The sequence below is a fragment of the Desulfitobacterium sp. PCE1 genome (assembly GCF_000384015.1).
GTDB lineage: Bacteria > Bacillota > Desulfitobacteriia > Desulfitobacteriales > Desulfitobacteriaceae > Desulfitobacterium > Desulfitobacterium dehalogenans.
Window position 1 is genome coordinate 2,681,121 of the sequence record NZ_KB913023.1, and the last position, 17,450, is coordinate 2,698,570.

Sequence of the window (17,450 nt, forward strand, 5' to 3'; positions counted from 1 at the left end):
GAGCTAGTTTGTTTGGTAAGGAATTCTATGAAAAAGCGAGATATTCAAAGAAAATCAAAAGATATTATAGGGAGTGGTTTGATTCTCTTTTGCTTCTATTTCTTCCTCTACTATTGCTATACTTTTACTATACTTTTTTGTAAATGAAGAAATTACTACGTATCCTAGAAAAACTGCAACATATTTTATCCCATTACCAACTAAGAGAAAAAAGCTAAAGCTAACGATTAGTTGGGGCCAAGTTATACCCAGATAATGACTATTGACAATAACTAAAGTTATAAATAACGGTAAGCCCAGAACCAATAACCTTTCCTTATTTACTTTCCAAGAACCAACTTTTTTATATTCATTTATAAAGTGTAAACTTCCAATAAATACACCAAAAATAAAAGACGCTATGATTTGGACTGGAATATTCAAAGCATAATTAAAAGTTGAATCTGTTAAAGCTCTCATATATTGATTTAACCCGTTAGATGCTATAAGTAAAACTATGAAAATAACCAAGACACCTATATATTCTATGTACTTCCTCAAAGCCATCCCCCCATATTTTAGTTCACATTTTCCTACAATTACGAAATAAAGCTCTCGTCTAAAGCCCGCCATGGACGGCGTGCCTCCAGATAATTCGGCCTCGATTTCATCACCCTTGTTGATATTTAAATTTCTCTTCTCTTCAGCTTGAATTAAAACTAATGTTTCATTTATTTTGAGCATTATTATAACAAGCTCACACTGAAGTCGTACTATAAATGAACGAATAAAAAGTGTCGGTAGCCTAACAAGAATTCCTCCCGATCTCCACTATATCTAGCTGTGGCACTACTAGATAGAATAAAAGTAAACCCAACTATTTTTGAACTTCCAAGTCTAATCCAAAACAAAATTTTTAATGATCGTAGGGGTTATTATTTTGTCAAAGGAAAAAACTGATTTAATTCCTCATAATCAATCAGATTCTAAGTTCTTTTCTCCTAAGCCTATAGGTCATTCTTAATATTGCCCTTGAGTATTTCTTTAATTGCTTTTATGTCCGAAGCAATTCTAAACACCTTATAATAGATTATGAACAGGATAATTAATGGGAAGTAAATTAGTATGACTTCCAAAAAATTCACCCCCTAACCTTTCCAATCACTAATTTTCAAGCTGCAAACTATTCTCCAACAATTCCCAGATATATGCTATTAAAAAGTAAACATCTAAGTAACAGGTCGCGGTATTTAGCAATTAAGAGCATGATGCAAAACGTTCTGCTGATGATACAAATAAGATGTATATTATTACTCCCGTTTAATCCCGCCATGGACGACGCCCCTTGAACTCTCCGTATTCAATGCAACCCATGATTAAATTATGTGCTCACAACCTCCGGCAAATTGAAATTTGGTTATGCGGGAGTGTAGATTGCAAATTGCACGCACGGCTGCCAGTTCTCATTAAATTGGTACACAGTAATAGGTGCATAGATGAGAGGAAACATTGCCAGAAGCTCCACCCTGCCGTCGCCATCGATATCTGCGATGAGGATGTTTTTTTCCGGCAAACGGCTATATTCTCCGTAATTGAAAATTGGGCAGACTGCAACGTTGCCATTCCGGTCATATTGATAAGCGGCGATAAACTGTTCTATATATTTCGGGTTGTTTTCATCAAACGTATAGCTTTCATGGATATTGTTTTGCGAGTTGACAGGCTCACTGGAAACACTTGCCGAGACATGCCCGCCCATGTCAATAGCGGTTCCGTCACTATTAAAGTACGCCGTCAGGGTATAAATGGCGGTATCCTTCCTGGCTGGGGGGGACTGCTCAAGCCCGCTCGAAAAGACTGTGTTGCTAGCGTTGACGATACTTTCCTCCCTGCCGTCGCCGTCTATATCAAATAACCACGCATTCTTGATGATAAGTGGAGTGGTAGTGGATACTTCTTTAATTTTGGCGTTGAAATAGTTCTCCCAAGACTGATTACCAGGCTGTGATTCGAGCGAATAGCACTCATACCTCACTTTTATGACAAATGGTTCCCAATCTCCCGACATGGCTATCACATCTCCTGATGCTCCTAATGGGTTGTAAAGCCACGCGCCCTCAGAAAGAGGATTGTCATAGATATTATCCTTTGAGCCGATATATATTTTGCGAGCATCGAAGATAACTGCTTTGTTTGGCTCATAATTCGCGCCAAGACGTTTTTGAATTTCAAAGTACCACTCCGGTTCTTTGTTCAACAGCTGTTGCTGGCCATCCACTATACGCGAAACCGGGAGAAAAGTATTGAAGTATTTCACCCAAACTGCGCCGTCTTTGAGCGCGGCCCTGTCATCTCCGGACAAACCGGCATTGGCGTCCGGCGCATTTATGCGCTCTTCAGACATATTGGGCATAACGTCGTCCTTATCTCCACTATCCTTGGATTCAGACGCACTGCCTTTTGACAAGCTGGCATTTACTTTGGCGGTATTCTCCGCAACTGTACTGTCACTGGGTGTCTTTCCCGGATTCAATGTAGAATCGTGTTGGCATCCGCTAGCAAAAAGTATGGAGAGTACAAGGAGAAAAATTAGGATTCGCTTCATCTAGCATCACCCCGAAATATTAATATTTACGATAAATATCGCTTTACAAATTTTTGCCTATCCTTATGTTATAAATATATACAATTACATAAACTGCTAAAATAATCTCCATAACCCACGCATGGATGCGTGGCAATTGTGGTATTGCATATAACGTCCCGCGAATTGCCGAAGCGTCCCAACCACATCCATCATCCTCTAGTGGCGGGAATGCCGTGTTATGTGATGGACCATGCGCCCAGATTCAGAGACGACTACGAAAGGGAATCCCTTAAATCGTCCCCCTAGAACAAAATTAATGATTAAATATAACGTTTGCGCAACAATATAAACTTCTTGTGTGATATTTAAAATCCAGTAGATAGAAGACTATTATCCCAATTCTCAACATTGCTTTCTAATACCTTTGCTTTGATTATTGAATTAGACAAAACAAATTTGTTTAACCATTCGACAAATGCTTCCGAACGATAACTACAACCATACTTTTCTCCATTTTTATAAATCCAATATGAATGGTTGTTTTGATTATCATATAGCCAATCTATAAATTTATTTCGATATTCTATTAAGTTGTCAGAGATATCCACCGGACAATCAAATATATCTGCATTTACGCAAAATTGGATTACTATTCTCATTGAGATCACTCTCCCTTTCAAGTCTATCTCGCAGACTCCTACAAACGTATAATAACCTAAATAATAATTCGCTTTTTCCCAATCCGCTCATGGTCTTTCACATAACGTCCCGAGGAGTCCCGCAGCCTCCCAACCACATTCATCATCCTCTAGTTGCGGGACTCCTCTGTTAGGTGAAGTAGGCATCTCAAGGCTTTTGTACTTCCGTAAGAATTTGATTTGAAAGTGTATAATACCTTGGCTCATTCGGCCTTTGATAAATTTCAAATACGTTAGAGTCGTTTCTGTATACTACGACTTGTGCATTAACAGATTCGTTTACATCTGAGACCATAATAATATTTCCTATATTTTTATATATCTTCGTGTTTGCTAAAGTCCCCCACGTTGAGACTACTTCTTGTTCGTTATCCATATCAATATCCTTTTCTAATACATGTCCATCGACTTGAAGTAATACACTTGGCTTAAGATCTTCAATCAAAATATAAATAGCTTGACGGTAATTTACTCCAAGGGAACCATTAAACTTAATTACCTTCTTCCCAAACAGATCCTTTACTTCAATTTCATTTCCTATTTGATAAACAGAGATCTGACCCACATCATAATATCTATCCTTTATTTTAATGCCCCCATTAAACTCTTCTTGATTTGTTTTTGGTTTATAAAGGAATGCTAAAGCATCATCTGCTAACAGCTCACTTGATATTTCGCCAATAGCTTGTTCAGATATTATGGTAATTTCAGATTTCATATCGATTGGCTTAAACTCCAAATTTAATATATGGTCTGTATCTTTCGCACATCCATTTACGAGCAATGACACTGAAATTATGGCTATTAGCAACTTAAATAATTTCATGCTAAATCTTCGTCCTTTTGCAGTATAATCAGCCTATTTCACCTAACGTTCCGCGTATTGCCGACGCGTCCTAACCACATCCATCTTTTCTAAGTGTCGGTAATACGCTGTTCGTATTATAGGTTCATAACCAGTTCAATCTGGGTATGGACCTTTTTCTTTTATATTCCCTTATACTGAAAGAAAACTGGGTAAGAACGTATACTCTGTTGGGACCTGGATCCCGTCACATAAACTGTTTATACCCTCTTTGGCACCAATACTTTGATTGAGCTGGTTGGGCCTTGAGCCCGTATCACAATGCGAACCTAAAGGTGGTTGTTAAAGATGGAACCCGGTGAAAGAGGAGGTTTTTCATGATCGATGTTCCTGTGTTAAGTATTGATATTTCTAAGTCTAAGAGTGTAGCTGCTTTGTTTAAAGGATATCAAGAGTCTGTTTCCAAACCCTTTCCCTTCTTGCATTCTCCGAGTGATATGTCCAGATTAACTGATATACTTCTTAAACTTGAAAGTGAAACTGGCAAACGCCCTCATGTAGTTATGGAAGCGACGGGTAATTACTCCAAGCCCATTACAACTTACTTTCAAGATGCAGGTTATAAAGTAATTGTTCTTAATCCTCTCCAAACTCATGCTGAAAAGAAATCCGTCCGCAAGGTTAAGACTGACCCCATTGATGCGAATCGGATTGCTTAGGTTTGCTATTTGAATGAATTTATTGAAGCCAAACCTGTTGAGGATCACATCTTGGAATTGCAAAACCTCTGTCGGCAATATGATAGCTTTAATACGCTTTATACTGAAACTCAACTTAGGTTTCGCTCTGTTTTAGATCTTATATTTCCTAAGTTTGAATCAGTGTTTGCTCACTTATGTAGTCCTACTGCTTTAAAGGTCCTTTCTACTTTTTCTTCGCCAAAGGCTATTTTATCTGCCAACCGTGAGCAGATCATTGAGTGCCTTAAGCCTGCAAAGAAATCAAGGGACTGGAGCAAACTTAAAACAGATAAACTTATTTTGGCTGCCAAGGAAAGTTTGCCTTTTAACCGGGCCCAACAGTTAAATATACGGGTTTTAAGGATGTACATTGAGCTCCTCATATCCCAACAAGATATTCTGACTGACATACGGGCTCAAATGGTCTATTGGGGCCGAGCGAAAAATGGCACCGACGTTGGTAGAGTCCGCAATACCTTCAAGCACAGCCACTCGACTTGCACCGGCACACGCCTCCTCAACGCTGGGTAGATGAGGACGCCGCATGGCACACAACACACCGCGGGTCAGCTGAAAGCCAGTCAACCCTGCTAGCAGGTTGCTATCGGCAGTATAGACGGGGATATCTCCGCAGCGGGTGATTATATCGTGTGCCTGCCCTTTAATGTATTTGCGCTCCATCAAAAGTGAAATAGGCTCGCATCCAGCGTCGAGGGCAAGTCCAATTACCTTGGTACTCTCAGCAATAAAGATGCCCATCTCCGGCTCCAACCGGTTGCGCAGCTGCGTTTCCGTCAGGCGAGCAAAGACATCCAAATTGGGCGATGAAAAATCGCTTATCTCAATGATATTTGACATTTTATCTCCTTATGTTCGAGGTTAGTGGAAACATATCAAACCTTGATTTTTTGTAACATAAAATCCTACAAGTATGAAATAACGCTCTTGTCTAAATCCCGCCATGGACGGCGGGCGGTCCTGCAGGAAATGTCATATAACGTCTCCGGCATTTACGCAGCGTCATATTACTCTCATATTGACAAAGTTACGTAAATGCCGTGTTATACGATGCCGTACGTCCCCATATTCAGAGGACGCCACGGACGGCGGCCCCTTTAACAATTCGATAAGCCCTATTTACATCAAATAAGAATAATGGAAGTTCACAACGCCTCAGGATTAGTCAGTCAGAAATATTATATGATGTATTATCTGACTGATAAGTCTCAAATTTTTAATAGTATTTTTTTATTGACTTTAAGAGCTCATCTTCATTTGTGTTTTCGTGAACACAATCACCGCGTTTTCATAGTTGGCTTCGGTGTATGCTATAGGATCTTATCCGTTACAAAATATCAGCGTAACATCCGTCTTTGGTATGAGAAAACATAACTTTTGAGGGAAACAAGTTCTCTCCCATATTGGCAAATCCGACTAAAGTCATAGCCCAGTCTGCTAACTCTGTTGGAAGCCTATAGCACTTGGCTTCGCTTGCTTCCGCTATCGTTATTAATGGAATCATCTCTCTGCTAAAACCGACCGCCAAAACGTCACAGACAATCCGACCGTTTTTGAATTCAAGCAACGGTTGCTTATTGCTATCATAATAAACTTTTGCGCCCCTTTGATTCAGGAAGTAATCATTTGAAGTATCGACTATGGGGTCGATAGACAGCTTGTTTCTCATTCGTTCGTAGTAGTCAGCCAAACTTTTGCAAGAATAAGCGTTAAAATACTCACCTTGCATATCAATGTCACTTTTTATTGCTTCCGCCATTTCAAAATGGTTCATAAATTGCAAGAAAGCAATAAGCACAATCAAGTCATCTGAGTATGTTCCTGCGAACGCTTTATAGCAAGCCTTGTTTACCTCGACCACTACATTGTGCATTTTCTTGTAAAGCGCAAGCTGCCGCTCGTTAATCATAAACCAGCTTTTATCGAGAATTTTTTTGTGAACTTGTTCTTCGGGCAAAGTGTATTGTAGGGCATTATGCAGTGCTTTAAGCAATTTTGAAATCACACCCGCCAACATATCTGCCATACGGATTCCGAAGGAGTTAAATGAATCTGCTTCTGCAATAGTGCGTAGGCCTACCCGCTCCGCCGCTTTTGCCGTGTTGCCATTCTCGCCCTCTTTATCTATAGTTAATGAATAGTTACCTATTGCTTTTTCGGCAAGGTATTTCTTGAAACCTACGAAAGAAATGTCGTAATTCCAGTCTATTGTTCTAATTGTAGATACTTTATCTAAAAGGATTAGTATTTGGCTGAATTGCTCAATTTCCTTTTGCTTCAATGATTCGTTTGCCTTGTCCTTTTCAATTTGAGCCTTAAAGAAAATTTTCAGTAGAGTAACAAGTTCGTCAGTATTCTCATAGAGGCCCTCTATTATCTCCGTTGGCTGATACAAGACTAATGCCTTTGTGATGGAGTATTTCATTGCGTCCATGTCTACAAAAAGGCTGTTTTTATAGTCTTCAAAAAGTTGCCTGATGATATATTCTATTTTGCTTATGACTGCGTAGTATATGAGGGTTTTATCATCAAACAAAGCCAAAAAATCTTCCAACAAACAAATATTGTCATGGTTCAAGGATGCAAAGCCGCTTTTCAGTTGACTTTGTTTGATAGTGGTGCTTTTTAATTCACCTTTTGACTGCCTGTGCTGGTACTTCTCTTCAAATGCAACATACCTTCTAAGCAGGTCAACCTCATTTTCGGAGTTCCAGCCAACGACCACAGCAATAAAACTGTCGTAGTAGTTATCCGCTGTTATTGTTTTTTGGTTTATCTTCCTACTATGCTCTGACTCGTCATAGTAGAAATTGTAATTACCCATCAGCTTGCCTCCTTTGGTAAATCATCATTTAGAGAAGATGGCACAAGCCATTTTTAAGTCGTGATTTGTGGAGTATGAGCCGTACGGTGGAGAACAACCTGAAGCCTGGCAGGAAGTTGCTTTAAATAGCCTAACAACTCTTATCATTCGTGGTATTACACAAATATGTTGATGAATCAGATCAGATAGTTGTGAATCAAAAATGTATTCGCAATCATACCATTGATTTATCAATTTCGCGTACTCATTTGCCGAGCATTAATGAAAAAAGGCTAGAGTTTGTAGATCTCTTAGTCAACTCCACCGGACATGACACATTAGGCCAGTAGCACACAAACCAATATTACGGTGGATTCTCATATAACAATAATGACGCCCCGCAACGAAGGAATTGATCTACTATATGAGTCTGTGGGGTATGTCCCACGAAAAAGAGATTGAGTCCCTGCACACTGGGAGTACAGGTCAAACCGAACTGCCGCGAGATAGAGTCAAGTCGATGCAAGTACTTTTGCCAGACTATGATGTTCTGCACAATTTTATTAAAGTAATTGGACCGACCTATGGCAGCTTGCAGTATTACAAATCAAGTTGAGAATCAAAACTCGCTGCTATAAGAAATTCCTTGCTTCCAAAGCTCATGTTTGGTGAGTTGGCAGTTTCATACCACTAGGCCGCTAAATGATGATTTTTTCCATACGCTTAACCTCAAAACAACAAATTCCAATTTATCTTTGTGTGGCAAATCCTTCATAGATGGGTTCATATTTATAATGAAGTGCCGCTTCAATTAGTTCCAATGTGAATATTCCTAAATCCGAATCTAGTAATATATCTACCCTACGACAATTGTTTTTTATCCAATCACCAACATTATTTTCAGTTATACCTTTATCTTGCATCCTCTTATCTGACAAAACCGATGCAGCTAGGGTGCTTTGGGCTGATTTGGGATTATAATGCTGACTCAAAAACCTGGCATTACTACTAGGTCCCGCTTTTCCTATTTTTAAAAATTCGCCTTCATACCAAAAGGTGTAGACCCCCATCATTCGGGTCGGCAAACTTCTTGGTTGATGCGGTATTCCTCTATCGATAATTTCATATTTGGATTTATCGATAGACTTTCCCAATACACTGGATACATCACGGATGATTTTATCAAAGTCATTTACTAAATCCATTATTAATCCCTCTCTCAAGATTCCGATTTGGCCGAAGTCACTTGCTACTTTCCCTACAACAACCGTTGCCACACCCATCAAGGCAAAGTCAAATATCAATTTTAATTCGATAAAATTGCTACCTACCGCAGCCGGTTGCCACTCAAATCCAATTCTTGTAAGATAAAGAGTACTAAATGGCTCCTCAAAGAGCTCTTGTATGTCCTCGTAATCGTATCCACCTCTATTTAGTGTAATGTCCAATCTTAAAAAGTTATATTTTTCATTATCCTTCATATTTTTACTCCTTTCATATTAAAAAAAGCGAATCTCTTTGCCTGCAGTACCATAGGACGCATCCTACCGAAAACCTTCCACTGACAAATAGTACCCAAAACTCACGCTAGGATAGCACGCTCTATGATATAACCTTCCGCGTATTGCCGACGCGTCCTAACCACATCCATCTTTTCTAAGTGTCGGCAATACGCCGTTATATGATGCGGCGCCCCCAAAGCAATACTTAAACAAACTAACCCTTTATAAATCCGTTATCCACCAGCCAGTCAATTGACGGTTTAATATCCACAGAAAGGGTCTCTATTGTCCAGAGTGCTTTTGGTGAATGTACTTTTAACAACTCTAACGTATTTAACATATCGATTTCACCCTTCCAAAGGCCAAAGTGATCGTCAAATTTTCCATTGTTATTATGCAGGTGAACGTACCTAATCCTGTCATTTAGACCTTGTATCCAATTGTTAAGCTCTTTCGTGGAGTTTGCATTAACATGACCTAAATCTAAACAAATTGAAAATCTAGGATCACCTATTGCATCAACTAATTCTTTAAGAAGGTTAAAGTCATCTTCATATACATTCTCTATATGGATTTCCATTGAGTTGGGTTTATCAGATAAAAAGTCTGTCCAAAACTTTGTGGAATTGTCTAACCAATCTTTGGGGAAATATGTTTTAGGTATAAACCCGCTATGAAAGATAAGATGTTCCGCACTTAGCTCCTTGGCCGTTTCAAAGGCGTTTTTGAATCTACTCTTACAAACTTCAACGATTTTAGTATCGCAACTAGCTGGAACAAGGTCGGAAAATGGACCATGTACCGAACGTAGTTTTATTCCGCCCAACATTTGTTTTATACGGTCATTATGAGGTTGGGGGTTATCCATGACATCTGGAAAAAAGAAGTCATGCACTTCTATTCCTAAACTGAATTCCTTAGAAAGTAGATAAGATTCTTCAGACCTATTTGTGATTAATACATTATTCATGAGCCCAGTTCCCCCACCCCAATTTTTAGTCATATAAGAATAAGTGATAAATCTTAAATCCGCGCCGTTTCATATAACGTTTAGGAGTCCCGTAGCGTCCCAAGCACATTCATCATCCTCTAAGTTACGGGAACTCTGTGTTATCTGAATCGCGGCTAATTAATCATGCAAACTTTGTTTACAATGGACCTATTTATTTTTGCCTTTCCCCCATGAACCAATTTCAATCAGATTTCCTTCTGGATCAAGTATAAATGAAGACCGCATCCCCCATGGTTCTGTTCTTGGATAAAGAACTGGCGTAGCACCAGAATCGACAACTCTCTTGAATTCTATATCTACATCCGAAAACTCAGGCAAATCAATTGCCAATTCAAATGTGCCATTAATGCCATTTGGATAAGACACTTCTGTCCCTAGATATCCTGGCAACTCTTTTCTCTCATACATCATGAAACGTATCCCTTCATGCAGAAACTCAGCATGAGGTCCATTTCCATCCCATTGAATTTCTACTCCAAGGATATCTCTGTAGAATTCGGTCATAACTTTCGGATCATTTACGAAAATACCAAACGCATCAAACTTTAAACCCATGTTCTCTTAACCCCTCTCTTACGCGAAGAATCAACTATACTAATGGTCTTAAAAAGATACTCAATTAATTGAATAGATTTTTTTAGGATAATAAAAAACAAGACCTAGCGTTTCAGATAACGTTTCGAGGAGTCCCGCAGCGTCCCAACCACATTCATCATCCTCTAGTTGCGGGACTCCTCTGTTATCTGTCGTTGGCACTTATAAACCGAACCTGCACAGGAACAATTTCTTCTTGCGAGAATTTTTTATTCCACTGTTCCTTCCATTCTAAGTAACTAAGTGCATGGATTGAGTGAATCTCGTCCCACGACCTTCCATCAATTGAATAAACGCCTCCTATTAAAGGCTCGTCCGTTACCGGTAGAGAGCATCCACCAACACATTCTCCTTCTATAACAAAAACCCAAACCTTCGTTTTCCCTTTTTCTTTTACATAATGATCTAATAGATGATTACAAACAATAAATTGCTCAACAGAGACAACCTTTCCAATAAACTTATTAGGATCTTCATCTTGTACTTCCCAATAATGCGAATATGGTAGTTTGATGAGCAACCATTTTTCTAATGTGTATATCTCAGTACAACCTTCATACGATATAATCTTATAACCCTTTATCTCAAGATACCGCTTCGCAAAATTACCATTAACGGTATAATCCCTCATTACTCTACCCCCCTTAATAATTGCTAGATTATTCTATGCCATTAAGTCAGAGTTGAATAAGATAGAAGTAATGAAAACAACAGCGTAAATGATATGCAAATATATATAGACCCCAGATTGAACCCCGATATGCGAATGACAGATAACATTTAGGAATTCCCGCAGCGTCCTAACCACATGCATCATCCTCTAGTTGCGGGGAATTCTGTGTTATATGACGTTTCCCTGCCCCGCGAAGCCAGAGCGCCATGGACGGCGCGCCCCCAGACAACTCCTATAACTAGTTCACAATTTAAGAATAATGCGATACATGCCAATTTGGATTTGCTCTCTAAAGGACCAATATAGTTTTAATTTCCTCAACGCAACAGTATTGTCTTAGTAATTCACAATACCTATCGATCACCTCTTGCAAATCACTTTTACCATCGAATGAATAAATCACGGTCATAATCGTTCGATTTCCCGTCTGAATCATTGCTCTCCTACTATCGCTTGTAGGATTGCCAAAAGCACTCAGCCTATCGTAAAGCGTTGGCAAATGCTCAATATTGACTGCCTCCTTCCCGATTCCCTGGTAGTTTTCTCCGTCGGGCGCCCTTCTTAACTCCACTAGTTCCGAAAGCTGCTCAGTATCATACGAACCAATGGAATAACCTGTTGTGACAGACATCAAATTGTTAATATCAATAACATTATTGATATGATAAAGACCATTACTCTTTACGATTCGACGAAGCATTGCCTCGGCAGCATTTCTGTAGTCTGAAGGAGATTTGCCCAACGCTTTATAGGCATTTCGTGTTGACCGAACATGTGGTATATCGGCAATTTCAGGCATCGAATACTGATTATTCAATTGATCAATCGTTCTCTGAAAGAACTCGACCAATTGAGGAGAACTTCCCTCGACGTTGGCAGAATATATCAATACGCCTAAACATACATTATCCCATCGTTCTTTTAGATCGTGGCTGATCTGAACTTGCATTAAAAGGGTACCCCCATTCATTATTTCGTAAAAACCTACAAGTACGAAATAATCTCTTGTCTAAATCCCGCCATGGACGGCGGGCGTTCCTGCTGGAAATGTCATATAACGTTTTCGCCATTCCCGCAGCGTCATATTACATTCATATTTTCTAAGTTGCGGGAATGGACGTGTTAGGCGACGGAAATCACTTGCTACTTTTCTCCAAATACTTACTGTTACCAATACCCCTCAGGGAAGAGTTGCCATATAGTTTCGCCATCTTTACTAACGCCGCGAATTTGATAATACTCCTTGTTTCCTTGTACCTTTTGATAGACAACGAATCTACGAGATTTCACCTGAATGATAGTCAATTGTATCTTATCCTTTTGCGTTTCATAGTCCACGTAAATGATGTTTGGATCAATGACTTCGATTATTCCGAATTGGCCTCCACCAGATATCCTCACTGGGTCGTTAGACTTGTAAGGTGATTGCCCTATGGTTATCTGGTTCCATTTATCAAATCGCAGTTCGTAAACAACCGATTCCAAAATCTTCGTTCCGTCAGCAAACTCTCCATCAAAGATTTCAATTTTCGCCTTTCTATCCTGGGTTAAAAGTCGAAGCACTGGTCCCTGGTCACCAGTATCAGTATCTACAACAAACTGATGTGCCGAATCTATTGATGCCGTATCCAAAGTAGAGCAAGCTGTTAAGGCAACTAATCCGCTAAACATGATATAAACAATACTCCGATATATAGATTTGTGAATTCTGATCGGTGTTCTAATGGTCCATCCCCCCAGATCATTCCTTCAACAGACCCCAAATCAATTTCTGTCGCCTAACGTCTTTTTACCGCAACATCCATGCGCCTTTTCGTGTTCTCAAGAGGGATTTGCGCATAGTATTGCGCAAATCCCAACTATCTACAGTAGAGACTTCACTATATTTCTCTCTCTTTTTCAACTCATTCTTGCCGCCATGGTCGACATTGTCGCACCTTTAAACTATCCTGTGCTAAAACTGTACACCTTTATAGGCAGGGTCTTCGATTCTAATCTTTAATTGACTGATTTTACTCCCACCGGAAAGTTGAATCGTGACATCACCCCTCGTATAAATGTCGTGACTGGATTCCTTGAATCCGCGCTTTTTCAAGGTAGTTACAGCTGAATCATAAGTGTCACCCACTTTAATTCCGAGGATGCTATATGATGGATTCTCAGTATCAATCGATGACACTTTGTTCTGGAATAATCCAAGCGATGATGTCATCACAAAAATCTTATTATTGCTGAATCTCCATCCATTTCCACCCATTCCATAGACAAACTCCGCTTCTTCATCCATGGTACTTATCAATTCCCCTTCTGGCATAAAGAGTTTAATTGTTGCAACAGAAATGCTTCTATTATAATAATAAGCCTCTAAGATAGGGTAATTCTTATATAGCGTTAAACCTAGAATAAAAATTGCTAACGCACTTAAAAGAAGAATTAAGCATTTAATTCTTTTCACTATTTACCCCCTAAATCTTTAACGGTACTTACGATCGCTTTTCTCTATTTTCCATTAAGTCTATAACCCTATCCAGCTTCTCAAGTATTTCCTGATTCCTTTTTCTTTTCCTTAAAATGAATGGCACGCTAATCAATATACAAAGGATTAAAACAAGTACCAGGAAAGAAATCGTTTGTGCCAATAATGTAAAATCGAAGTGTATCGGGTTCATCTCAATCTCCCCTCCGTTTATCTAATCTTCTACTATTCCTCTAGGATTATTGCTGACTTAGGAACAGAGAATTTTTTATCAGAGACCGAGCCGGGACCTATTTTTACATTCTTATAAGTTAATGAGGTCAAAATCTTCTCATTCTCAGCAAATTCGATTTTTGTTGGAACTCCTGTTTTCTTATCTATCCATATTTTAGATGGATCTACCCTATTAGCTATGTTTGTCTTGACAATTACACTCTGCCTTCCTTCCACTTTTTCTGTCCCCACTATTTCCGCACTTTTCGGGTCTATCATATCAATGTATCTCAAAAAAGAGTTCCCTCTTATTCCCTCAAATTTTCCTATCATTCCTGTTGCTACAGCGGCTGATGTATTCTTGCTTTGAACCTTATACTTTGTCATCTTACCTGAGCCATCTCTTATATATCCGATTGTGTCTACCGCCACATTATCGCTGTATATAGTTACTTCACGCTTAAATTGATTATCCTTAGCCCAAACCTTACCATCAAAGACTATTCCTTTAGAATTGCGTTCTTCGTAGTAAAACTCTTGGATGTCTCTGCTCATGTTAATTAAGTCATTTAAGTCCGTTGACTTAGCACACCCTGCTGTGAAAAAGAGGATACAAATAAGGATTACCCAAAAGAGTGTTCTTCTCAAATCTTTCTCCTCCATTTTGTATCATTGCCAATATATAATGTTATGCTTTGTACGCTCAAGGATTCAGTAACGCCAGGACGGCGTCCCCTTGAGCTTCCCGGTTATTTTAATTGTTCTTCTACCCTGAACCTAACTATTTCACGAATCAAATCTAAGGGCAATGGTTCACCCAAGGGGAATTGCACTGTCCCTTTTGAGGTTTTATACTCAGATAGTTTTTCTTTGAATGCTGCTATACCTTCAGGTTGTGGATAAAAGCCAATATGCTTTTTAAATCCGGCAAAATGAACCAACCATTTTCCGTTCAAATCATATGTAGGTATGCTCATACAAATTCGTTCGGTAGCCTGTGGGGCTAAATCAAGGACAATATTTCTGATTGCTATCAATCGCTCCTGTACTTCGACAGGGAAGCCTTTAATATATGCGTCTACTTCATTCATCTAAATACACCCCCGCGCTCTTTATTTGTTTGCCTTGCCAAATACGAAGAAAAAACTTATTTCCTAACGCTTTGACATGTTTAATCTAGAACTTATAGTTTATACAAAAAGCAACCACTAATATTACAATTCAACCCTTCTTTAAATATTCCTCCAAATTATCCAAATTTTAGACAACCCCTAGGGCTAAGGAGTTAGCACCTTCACCGATAAATTCGTCTCCCAAATTGTGCATCGATGCATAATTTGGGCTGATTTCCGAACAATCGCTAAGCTTAAGCTCTTAGCCGTCCTCTCCTCCCCAAGTACATCTTCCCGATACCTCCCATACAAAAGCAGGAAGGGTCTGCCTTACGACAGACCCTTCCTGCTTTGCTAAAATTACTTGCTATAAAATTCCGAATGCCCTATTTTGCATTTTTGTCAAAATAATTACTTTGGATGATTAAATCAGAAAGGGTTAACCCCTTCACTGCATGGTCTTCAAGCTCCTTGCTGGTGCCGACAAAGGTTCCGTCAGCCAAAACAGCATAATCCCTTTGGGTCGTCATAAGATTTCGACCTTGGGTAGTCTTGACATACTTCTCTTCTTCTATCCCCATCAAATAAGCAACCGTTGGCAAAATATCAATCTGCCCTCCTGTGGTTTCAATAACCTTAGGACCCAAGCCCTTTTTGTAGATAAGGAAAGGAACCTTAGGGTCGTTCTCCATCCACCAATCTTCCTGAGGCTGGATGCCGGGGAGCTCATCGTTGTAATATTTATGAATCCCGCCATGATCACCATAAATGACAATCACTGTATTCTCTAAAAGCCCTTTCTGATCAAGAGATTCTATGAACATACCAATCTGCTTATCTGTGTAATGAATGCTTTGGAAATACCCTCCCAGTTTTGTCCGGTCAATCCGAGGATCGATTTCCAGTTCACGATACTCCTTTGGCAGATCATAGGGGCCATGACTGGTCATGGTGATGATGAAATCATAGAAGGGCTGAGAAGACCGCTCAAGAATAGGAAGCATTTGTCGGAGATAGCTGCTATCGCTTAATCCCAGACCAATTTTCTCATCCATAACAAAGTCTTTAATATCCAGTGTATTGGAGAAACCCATACCTATTAAGGCCTGAACCCAGTTCCAGTAGCCGGCATTATCGGGATGGCTGGCCTGGGTAGCGTATCCTTTTTCAGCAAGAAGCTTAGGCAGAGAATTATATTCGTTGAGGGGATATCTGAAGAAGGTACTCCCCCTTCTTACCGGATAGACGGAGGCATTGGCCAGGAGCTCAGCATCAGAAGTAGTTCCATTCCATACTTGTTCATAGAAATTAGGAAAATAGATGCTATCCTGCAAAAGCCGATTCAGAGTCGGAGTTATTTCTTGATTATTGTAGCTTTGATTGATGACGAAATTCTCCAGGGACTCTACCTGTAACAGAATAAGATTTTGTCCCGCAAACAGTCCTTTATACTCATCGGAAGGTAAATCTTCCTGATTTTGCACATACCAGTTTTGGATCTCTTCCTCCTGTTCAGGAGTCAGCTCAATGATCTGATTTTCCTTAAAATAAACATAACCGTCATAGAAATGATAGCCGATAGGAGATAAATTTCTCATACTGTCTGTAGGAGCCCAGCATATCCGAAAAACAATATGATTTTGCCCATTCTCCACTTGGTCATAACGATAATGGGCTGAATAAATAAATCCCGTAGCCAATACCCAAATAAGAAGGAACCAAGGGATTTGCCGTCTAATGTCCTTTCCTGATTCTCTTCTCAAGACAAGCAATAAAAGAGCCAATATACAGTCGATGGCAAAAAGAGCATCGGGCAAATAAAGCAGAGATAGGATCGAACTGCCTAGGTCTTCAAGATTGGTTAATTGAGCGACAAGGTGAAAGGTAAGAAAATCACCATATCCCCGATAGTATACCAAATCAGCCAGTAATAAAAAGGCCAGGAGTGCACCAAAGGCCCAGGTTACCCAGAGACGGCTTCTTCCTTTAAAAAGCAAAGGAATGGAAAAGAATAAGAGAGTAAAACAGAAAGCAAGAGTGCTGGACAAGGCATAATTATTGATAAAGTAAAATTCCCATGAGTTGTTCCAGGATGTGGTCAATCCCATAAAGGCGATCACTTTAATATAGCCAATAATAAAGGATCCCCACCAAAAAGGATCCGGTATAAGATCAAATATTATGCGGAGGTTTCTCTTTACGGATTTATATTGTAGAACGGACATTGTATCACCTATA

General features: G+C 39.4%; 16 protein-coding genes and 1 pseudogene. 1 reads left to right on the forward strand and 16 read right to left on the reverse strand.

Features of this window, described 5'->3' with window-relative positions; genetic code table 11:
- Window positions 1-54: 54 nt before the first annotated feature.
- The 4 genes from DESPCE1_RS21445 to DESPCE1_RS0113350 all read right to left on the reverse strand — a co-directional run bounded on the left by DESPCE1_RS21445 (window position 55) and on the right by DESPCE1_RS0113350 (window position 4,090).
- A complete protein-coding gene (locus DESPCE1_RS21445; protein ID WP_019850776.1) occupies window positions 55-723 on the reverse strand; it encodes a hypothetical protein in 669 nt (222 codons plus the stop codon).
- A gap of 673 nt (window positions 724-1,396) precedes the next feature.
- Entirely contained in the window at window positions 1,397-2,584 is a 1,188-nt protein-coding gene (locus tag DESPCE1_RS0113340) for a hypothetical protein (protein ID WP_019850778.1), read from the reverse strand.
- Window positions 2,585-2,931: 347 nt separating this feature from the next.
- Window positions 2,932-3,225, reverse strand: coding sequence for a hypothetical protein (locus DESPCE1_RS0113345; protein ID WP_014794467.1), 294 nt, complete (start codon window positions 3,223-3,225; stop codon window positions 2,932-2,934).
- A 187-nt stretch (window positions 3,226-3,412) separates the two neighbouring features.
- Window positions 3,413-4,090: a hypothetical protein gene (locus tag DESPCE1_RS0113350; RefSeq protein WP_014794469.1), complete on the reverse strand. Its 678-nt coding sequence runs from the start codon at window positions 4,088-4,090 to the stop codon at window positions 3,413-3,415.
- A gap of 356 nt (window positions 4,091-4,446) precedes the next feature.
- Between DESPCE1_RS0113350 and DESPCE1_RS23805 the strand changes: the two genes are divergently transcribed.
- Window positions 4,447-4,788, forward strand: coding sequence for an IS110 family transposase (locus DESPCE1_RS23805; protein WP_019850779.1), 342 nt, complete (start codon window positions 4,447-4,449; stop codon window positions 4,786-4,788).
- A gap of 453 nt (window positions 4,789-5,241) precedes the next feature.
- Here DESPCE1_RS23805 and DESPCE1_RS21455 read toward each other — a convergent pair.
- The 12 genes and pseudogenes from DESPCE1_RS21455 to DESPCE1_RS0113420 form a co-directional block, all read right to left on the reverse strand.
- Window positions 5,242-5,667 (reverse strand): annotated as a pseudogene (locus tag DESPCE1_RS21455) (RNA methyltransferase); the annotation flags it as partial.
- A 487-nt stretch (window positions 5,668-6,154) separates the two neighbouring features.
- Window positions 6,155-7,651: a DUF3800 domain-containing protein gene (locus DESPCE1_RS0113365; protein ID WP_019850782.1), complete on the reverse strand. Its 1,497-nt coding sequence runs from the start codon at window positions 7,649-7,651 to the stop codon at window positions 6,155-6,157.
- Window positions 7,652-8,379: 728 nt separating this feature from the next.
- Window positions 8,380-9,111 carry a hypothetical protein gene (locus DESPCE1_RS21460; RefSeq protein ID WP_019850783.1) on the reverse strand — a complete coding sequence of 244 codons (732 nt, stop codon included), beginning with the start codon at window positions 9,109-9,111 and terminating at the stop codon, window positions 8,380-8,382.
- Between the two features lie 235 nt (window positions 9,112-9,346).
- Window positions 9,347-10,102, reverse strand: coding sequence for a sugar phosphate isomerase/epimerase (locus tag DESPCE1_RS0113375; RefSeq protein WP_019850784.1), 756 nt, complete (start codon window positions 10,100-10,102; stop codon window positions 9,347-9,349).
- 189 nt (window positions 10,103-10,291) lie between these two features.
- Entirely contained in the window at window positions 10,292-10,699 is a 408-nt protein-coding gene (locus DESPCE1_RS0113380; RefSeq protein WP_019850785.1) for a VOC family protein, read from the reverse strand.
- Between the two features lie 184 nt (window positions 10,700-10,883).
- On the reverse strand, window positions 10,884-11,369 hold the full coding sequence (locus DESPCE1_RS21920; protein WP_019850786.1) for a hypothetical protein: 486 nt from the start codon (window positions 11,367-11,369) through the stop codon (window positions 10,884-10,886).
- A gap of 331 nt (window positions 11,370-11,700) precedes the next feature.
- The gene (locus tag DESPCE1_RS0113390) at window positions 11,701-12,360 is read right to left on the reverse strand and encodes a B3/4 domain-containing protein (RefSeq protein WP_019850787.1); all 660 of its coding nucleotides are present in this window, start codon (window positions 12,358-12,360) and stop codon (window positions 11,701-11,703) included.
- A 218-nt stretch (window positions 12,361-12,578) separates the two neighbouring features.
- Window positions 12,579-13,082 carry a hypothetical protein gene (locus tag DESPCE1_RS0113395; protein WP_019850788.1) on the reverse strand — a complete coding sequence of 168 codons (504 nt, stop codon included), beginning with the start codon at window positions 13,080-13,082 and terminating at the stop codon, window positions 12,579-12,581.
- Window positions 13,083-13,365: 283 nt separating this feature from the next.
- A complete protein-coding gene (locus DESPCE1_RS0113400; protein ID WP_019850789.1) occupies window positions 13,366-13,866 on the reverse strand; it encodes a hypothetical protein in 501 nt (166 codons plus the stop codon).
- A gap of 246 nt (window positions 13,867-14,112) precedes the next feature.
- The gene (locus DESPCE1_RS0113410) at window positions 14,113-14,748 is read right to left on the reverse strand and encodes a hypothetical protein (protein WP_019850791.1); all 636 of its coding nucleotides are present in this window, start codon (window positions 14,746-14,748) and stop codon (window positions 14,113-14,115) included.
- Window positions 14,749-14,849: 101 nt separating this feature from the next.
- Window positions 14,850-15,191 carry an iron chaperone gene (locus tag DESPCE1_RS0113415; RefSeq protein WP_019850792.1) on the reverse strand — a complete coding sequence of 114 codons (342 nt, stop codon included), beginning with the start codon at window positions 15,189-15,191 and terminating at the stop codon, window positions 14,850-14,852.
- Window positions 15,192-15,598: 407 nt separating this feature from the next.
- Window positions 15,599-17,437, reverse strand: coding sequence for an LTA synthase family protein (locus DESPCE1_RS0113420; protein WP_014794476.1), 1,839 nt, complete (start codon window positions 17,435-17,437; stop codon window positions 15,599-15,601).
- Between the last annotated feature and the right edge of the window lie 13 nt (window positions 17,438-17,450).

Excerpts from the sequence above, each read along its gene's own strand:
- DESPCE1_RS0113340 (WP_019850778.1), bottom strand. The coding sequence starts at position 2,584 with ATGAAGCGAATCCTAATTTTTCTCCTTGTACTCTCCATACTTTTTGCT.
- DESPCE1_RS23805 (WP_019850779.1), top strand. The coding sequence starts at position 4,447 with ATGATCGATGTTCCTGTGTTAAGTATTGATATTTCTAAGTCTAAGAGT.
- DESPCE1_RS0113420 (WP_014794476.1), bottom strand. The coding sequence starts at position 17,437 with ATGTCCGTTCTACAATATAAATCCGTAAAGAGAAACCTCCGCATAATA.
- DESPCE1_RS21920 (WP_019850786.1), bottom strand. The coding sequence starts at position 11,369 with ATGAGGGATTATACCGTTAATGGTAATTTTGCGAAGCGGTATCTTGAG.
- DESPCE1_RS0113345 (WP_014794467.1), bottom strand. The coding sequence starts at position 3,225 with ATGAGAATAGTAATCCAATTTTGCGTAAATGCAGATATATTTGATTGT.
- DESPCE1_RS0113415 (WP_019850792.1), bottom strand. The coding sequence starts at position 15,191 with ATGAATGAAGTAGACGCATATATTAAAGGCTTCCCTGTCGAAGTACAG.
- DESPCE1_RS21445 (WP_019850776.1), bottom strand. The coding sequence starts at position 723 with ATGCTCAAAATAAATGAAACATTAGTTTTAATTCAAGCTGAAGAGAAG.
- DESPCE1_RS0113390 (WP_019850787.1), bottom strand. The coding sequence starts at position 12,360 with ATGCAAGTTCAGATCAGCCACGATCTAAAAGAACGATGGGATAATGTA.
- DESPCE1_RS0113375 (WP_019850784.1), bottom strand. The coding sequence starts at position 10,102 with ATGAATAATGTATTAATCACAAATAGGTCTGAAGAATCTTATCTACTT.
- DESPCE1_RS21460 (WP_019850783.1), bottom strand. The coding sequence starts at position 9,111 with ATGAAGGATAATGAAAAATATAACTTTTTAAGATTGGACATTACACTA.
- DESPCE1_RS0113365 (WP_019850782.1), bottom strand. The coding sequence starts at position 7,651 with ATGGGTAATTACAATTTCTACTATGACGAGTCAGAGCATAGTAGGAAG.
- DESPCE1_RS0113380 (WP_019850785.1), bottom strand. The coding sequence starts at position 10,699 with ATGGGTTTAAAGTTTGATGCGTTTGGTATTTTCGTAAATGATCCGAAA.
- DESPCE1_RS0113395 (WP_019850788.1), bottom strand. The coding sequence starts at position 13,082 with ATGTTTAGCGGATTAGTTGCCTTAACAGCTTGCTCTACTTTGGATACG.
- DESPCE1_RS0113350 (WP_014794469.1), bottom strand. The coding sequence starts at position 4,090 with ATGAAATTATTTAAGTTGCTAATAGCCATAATTTCAGTGTCATTGCTC.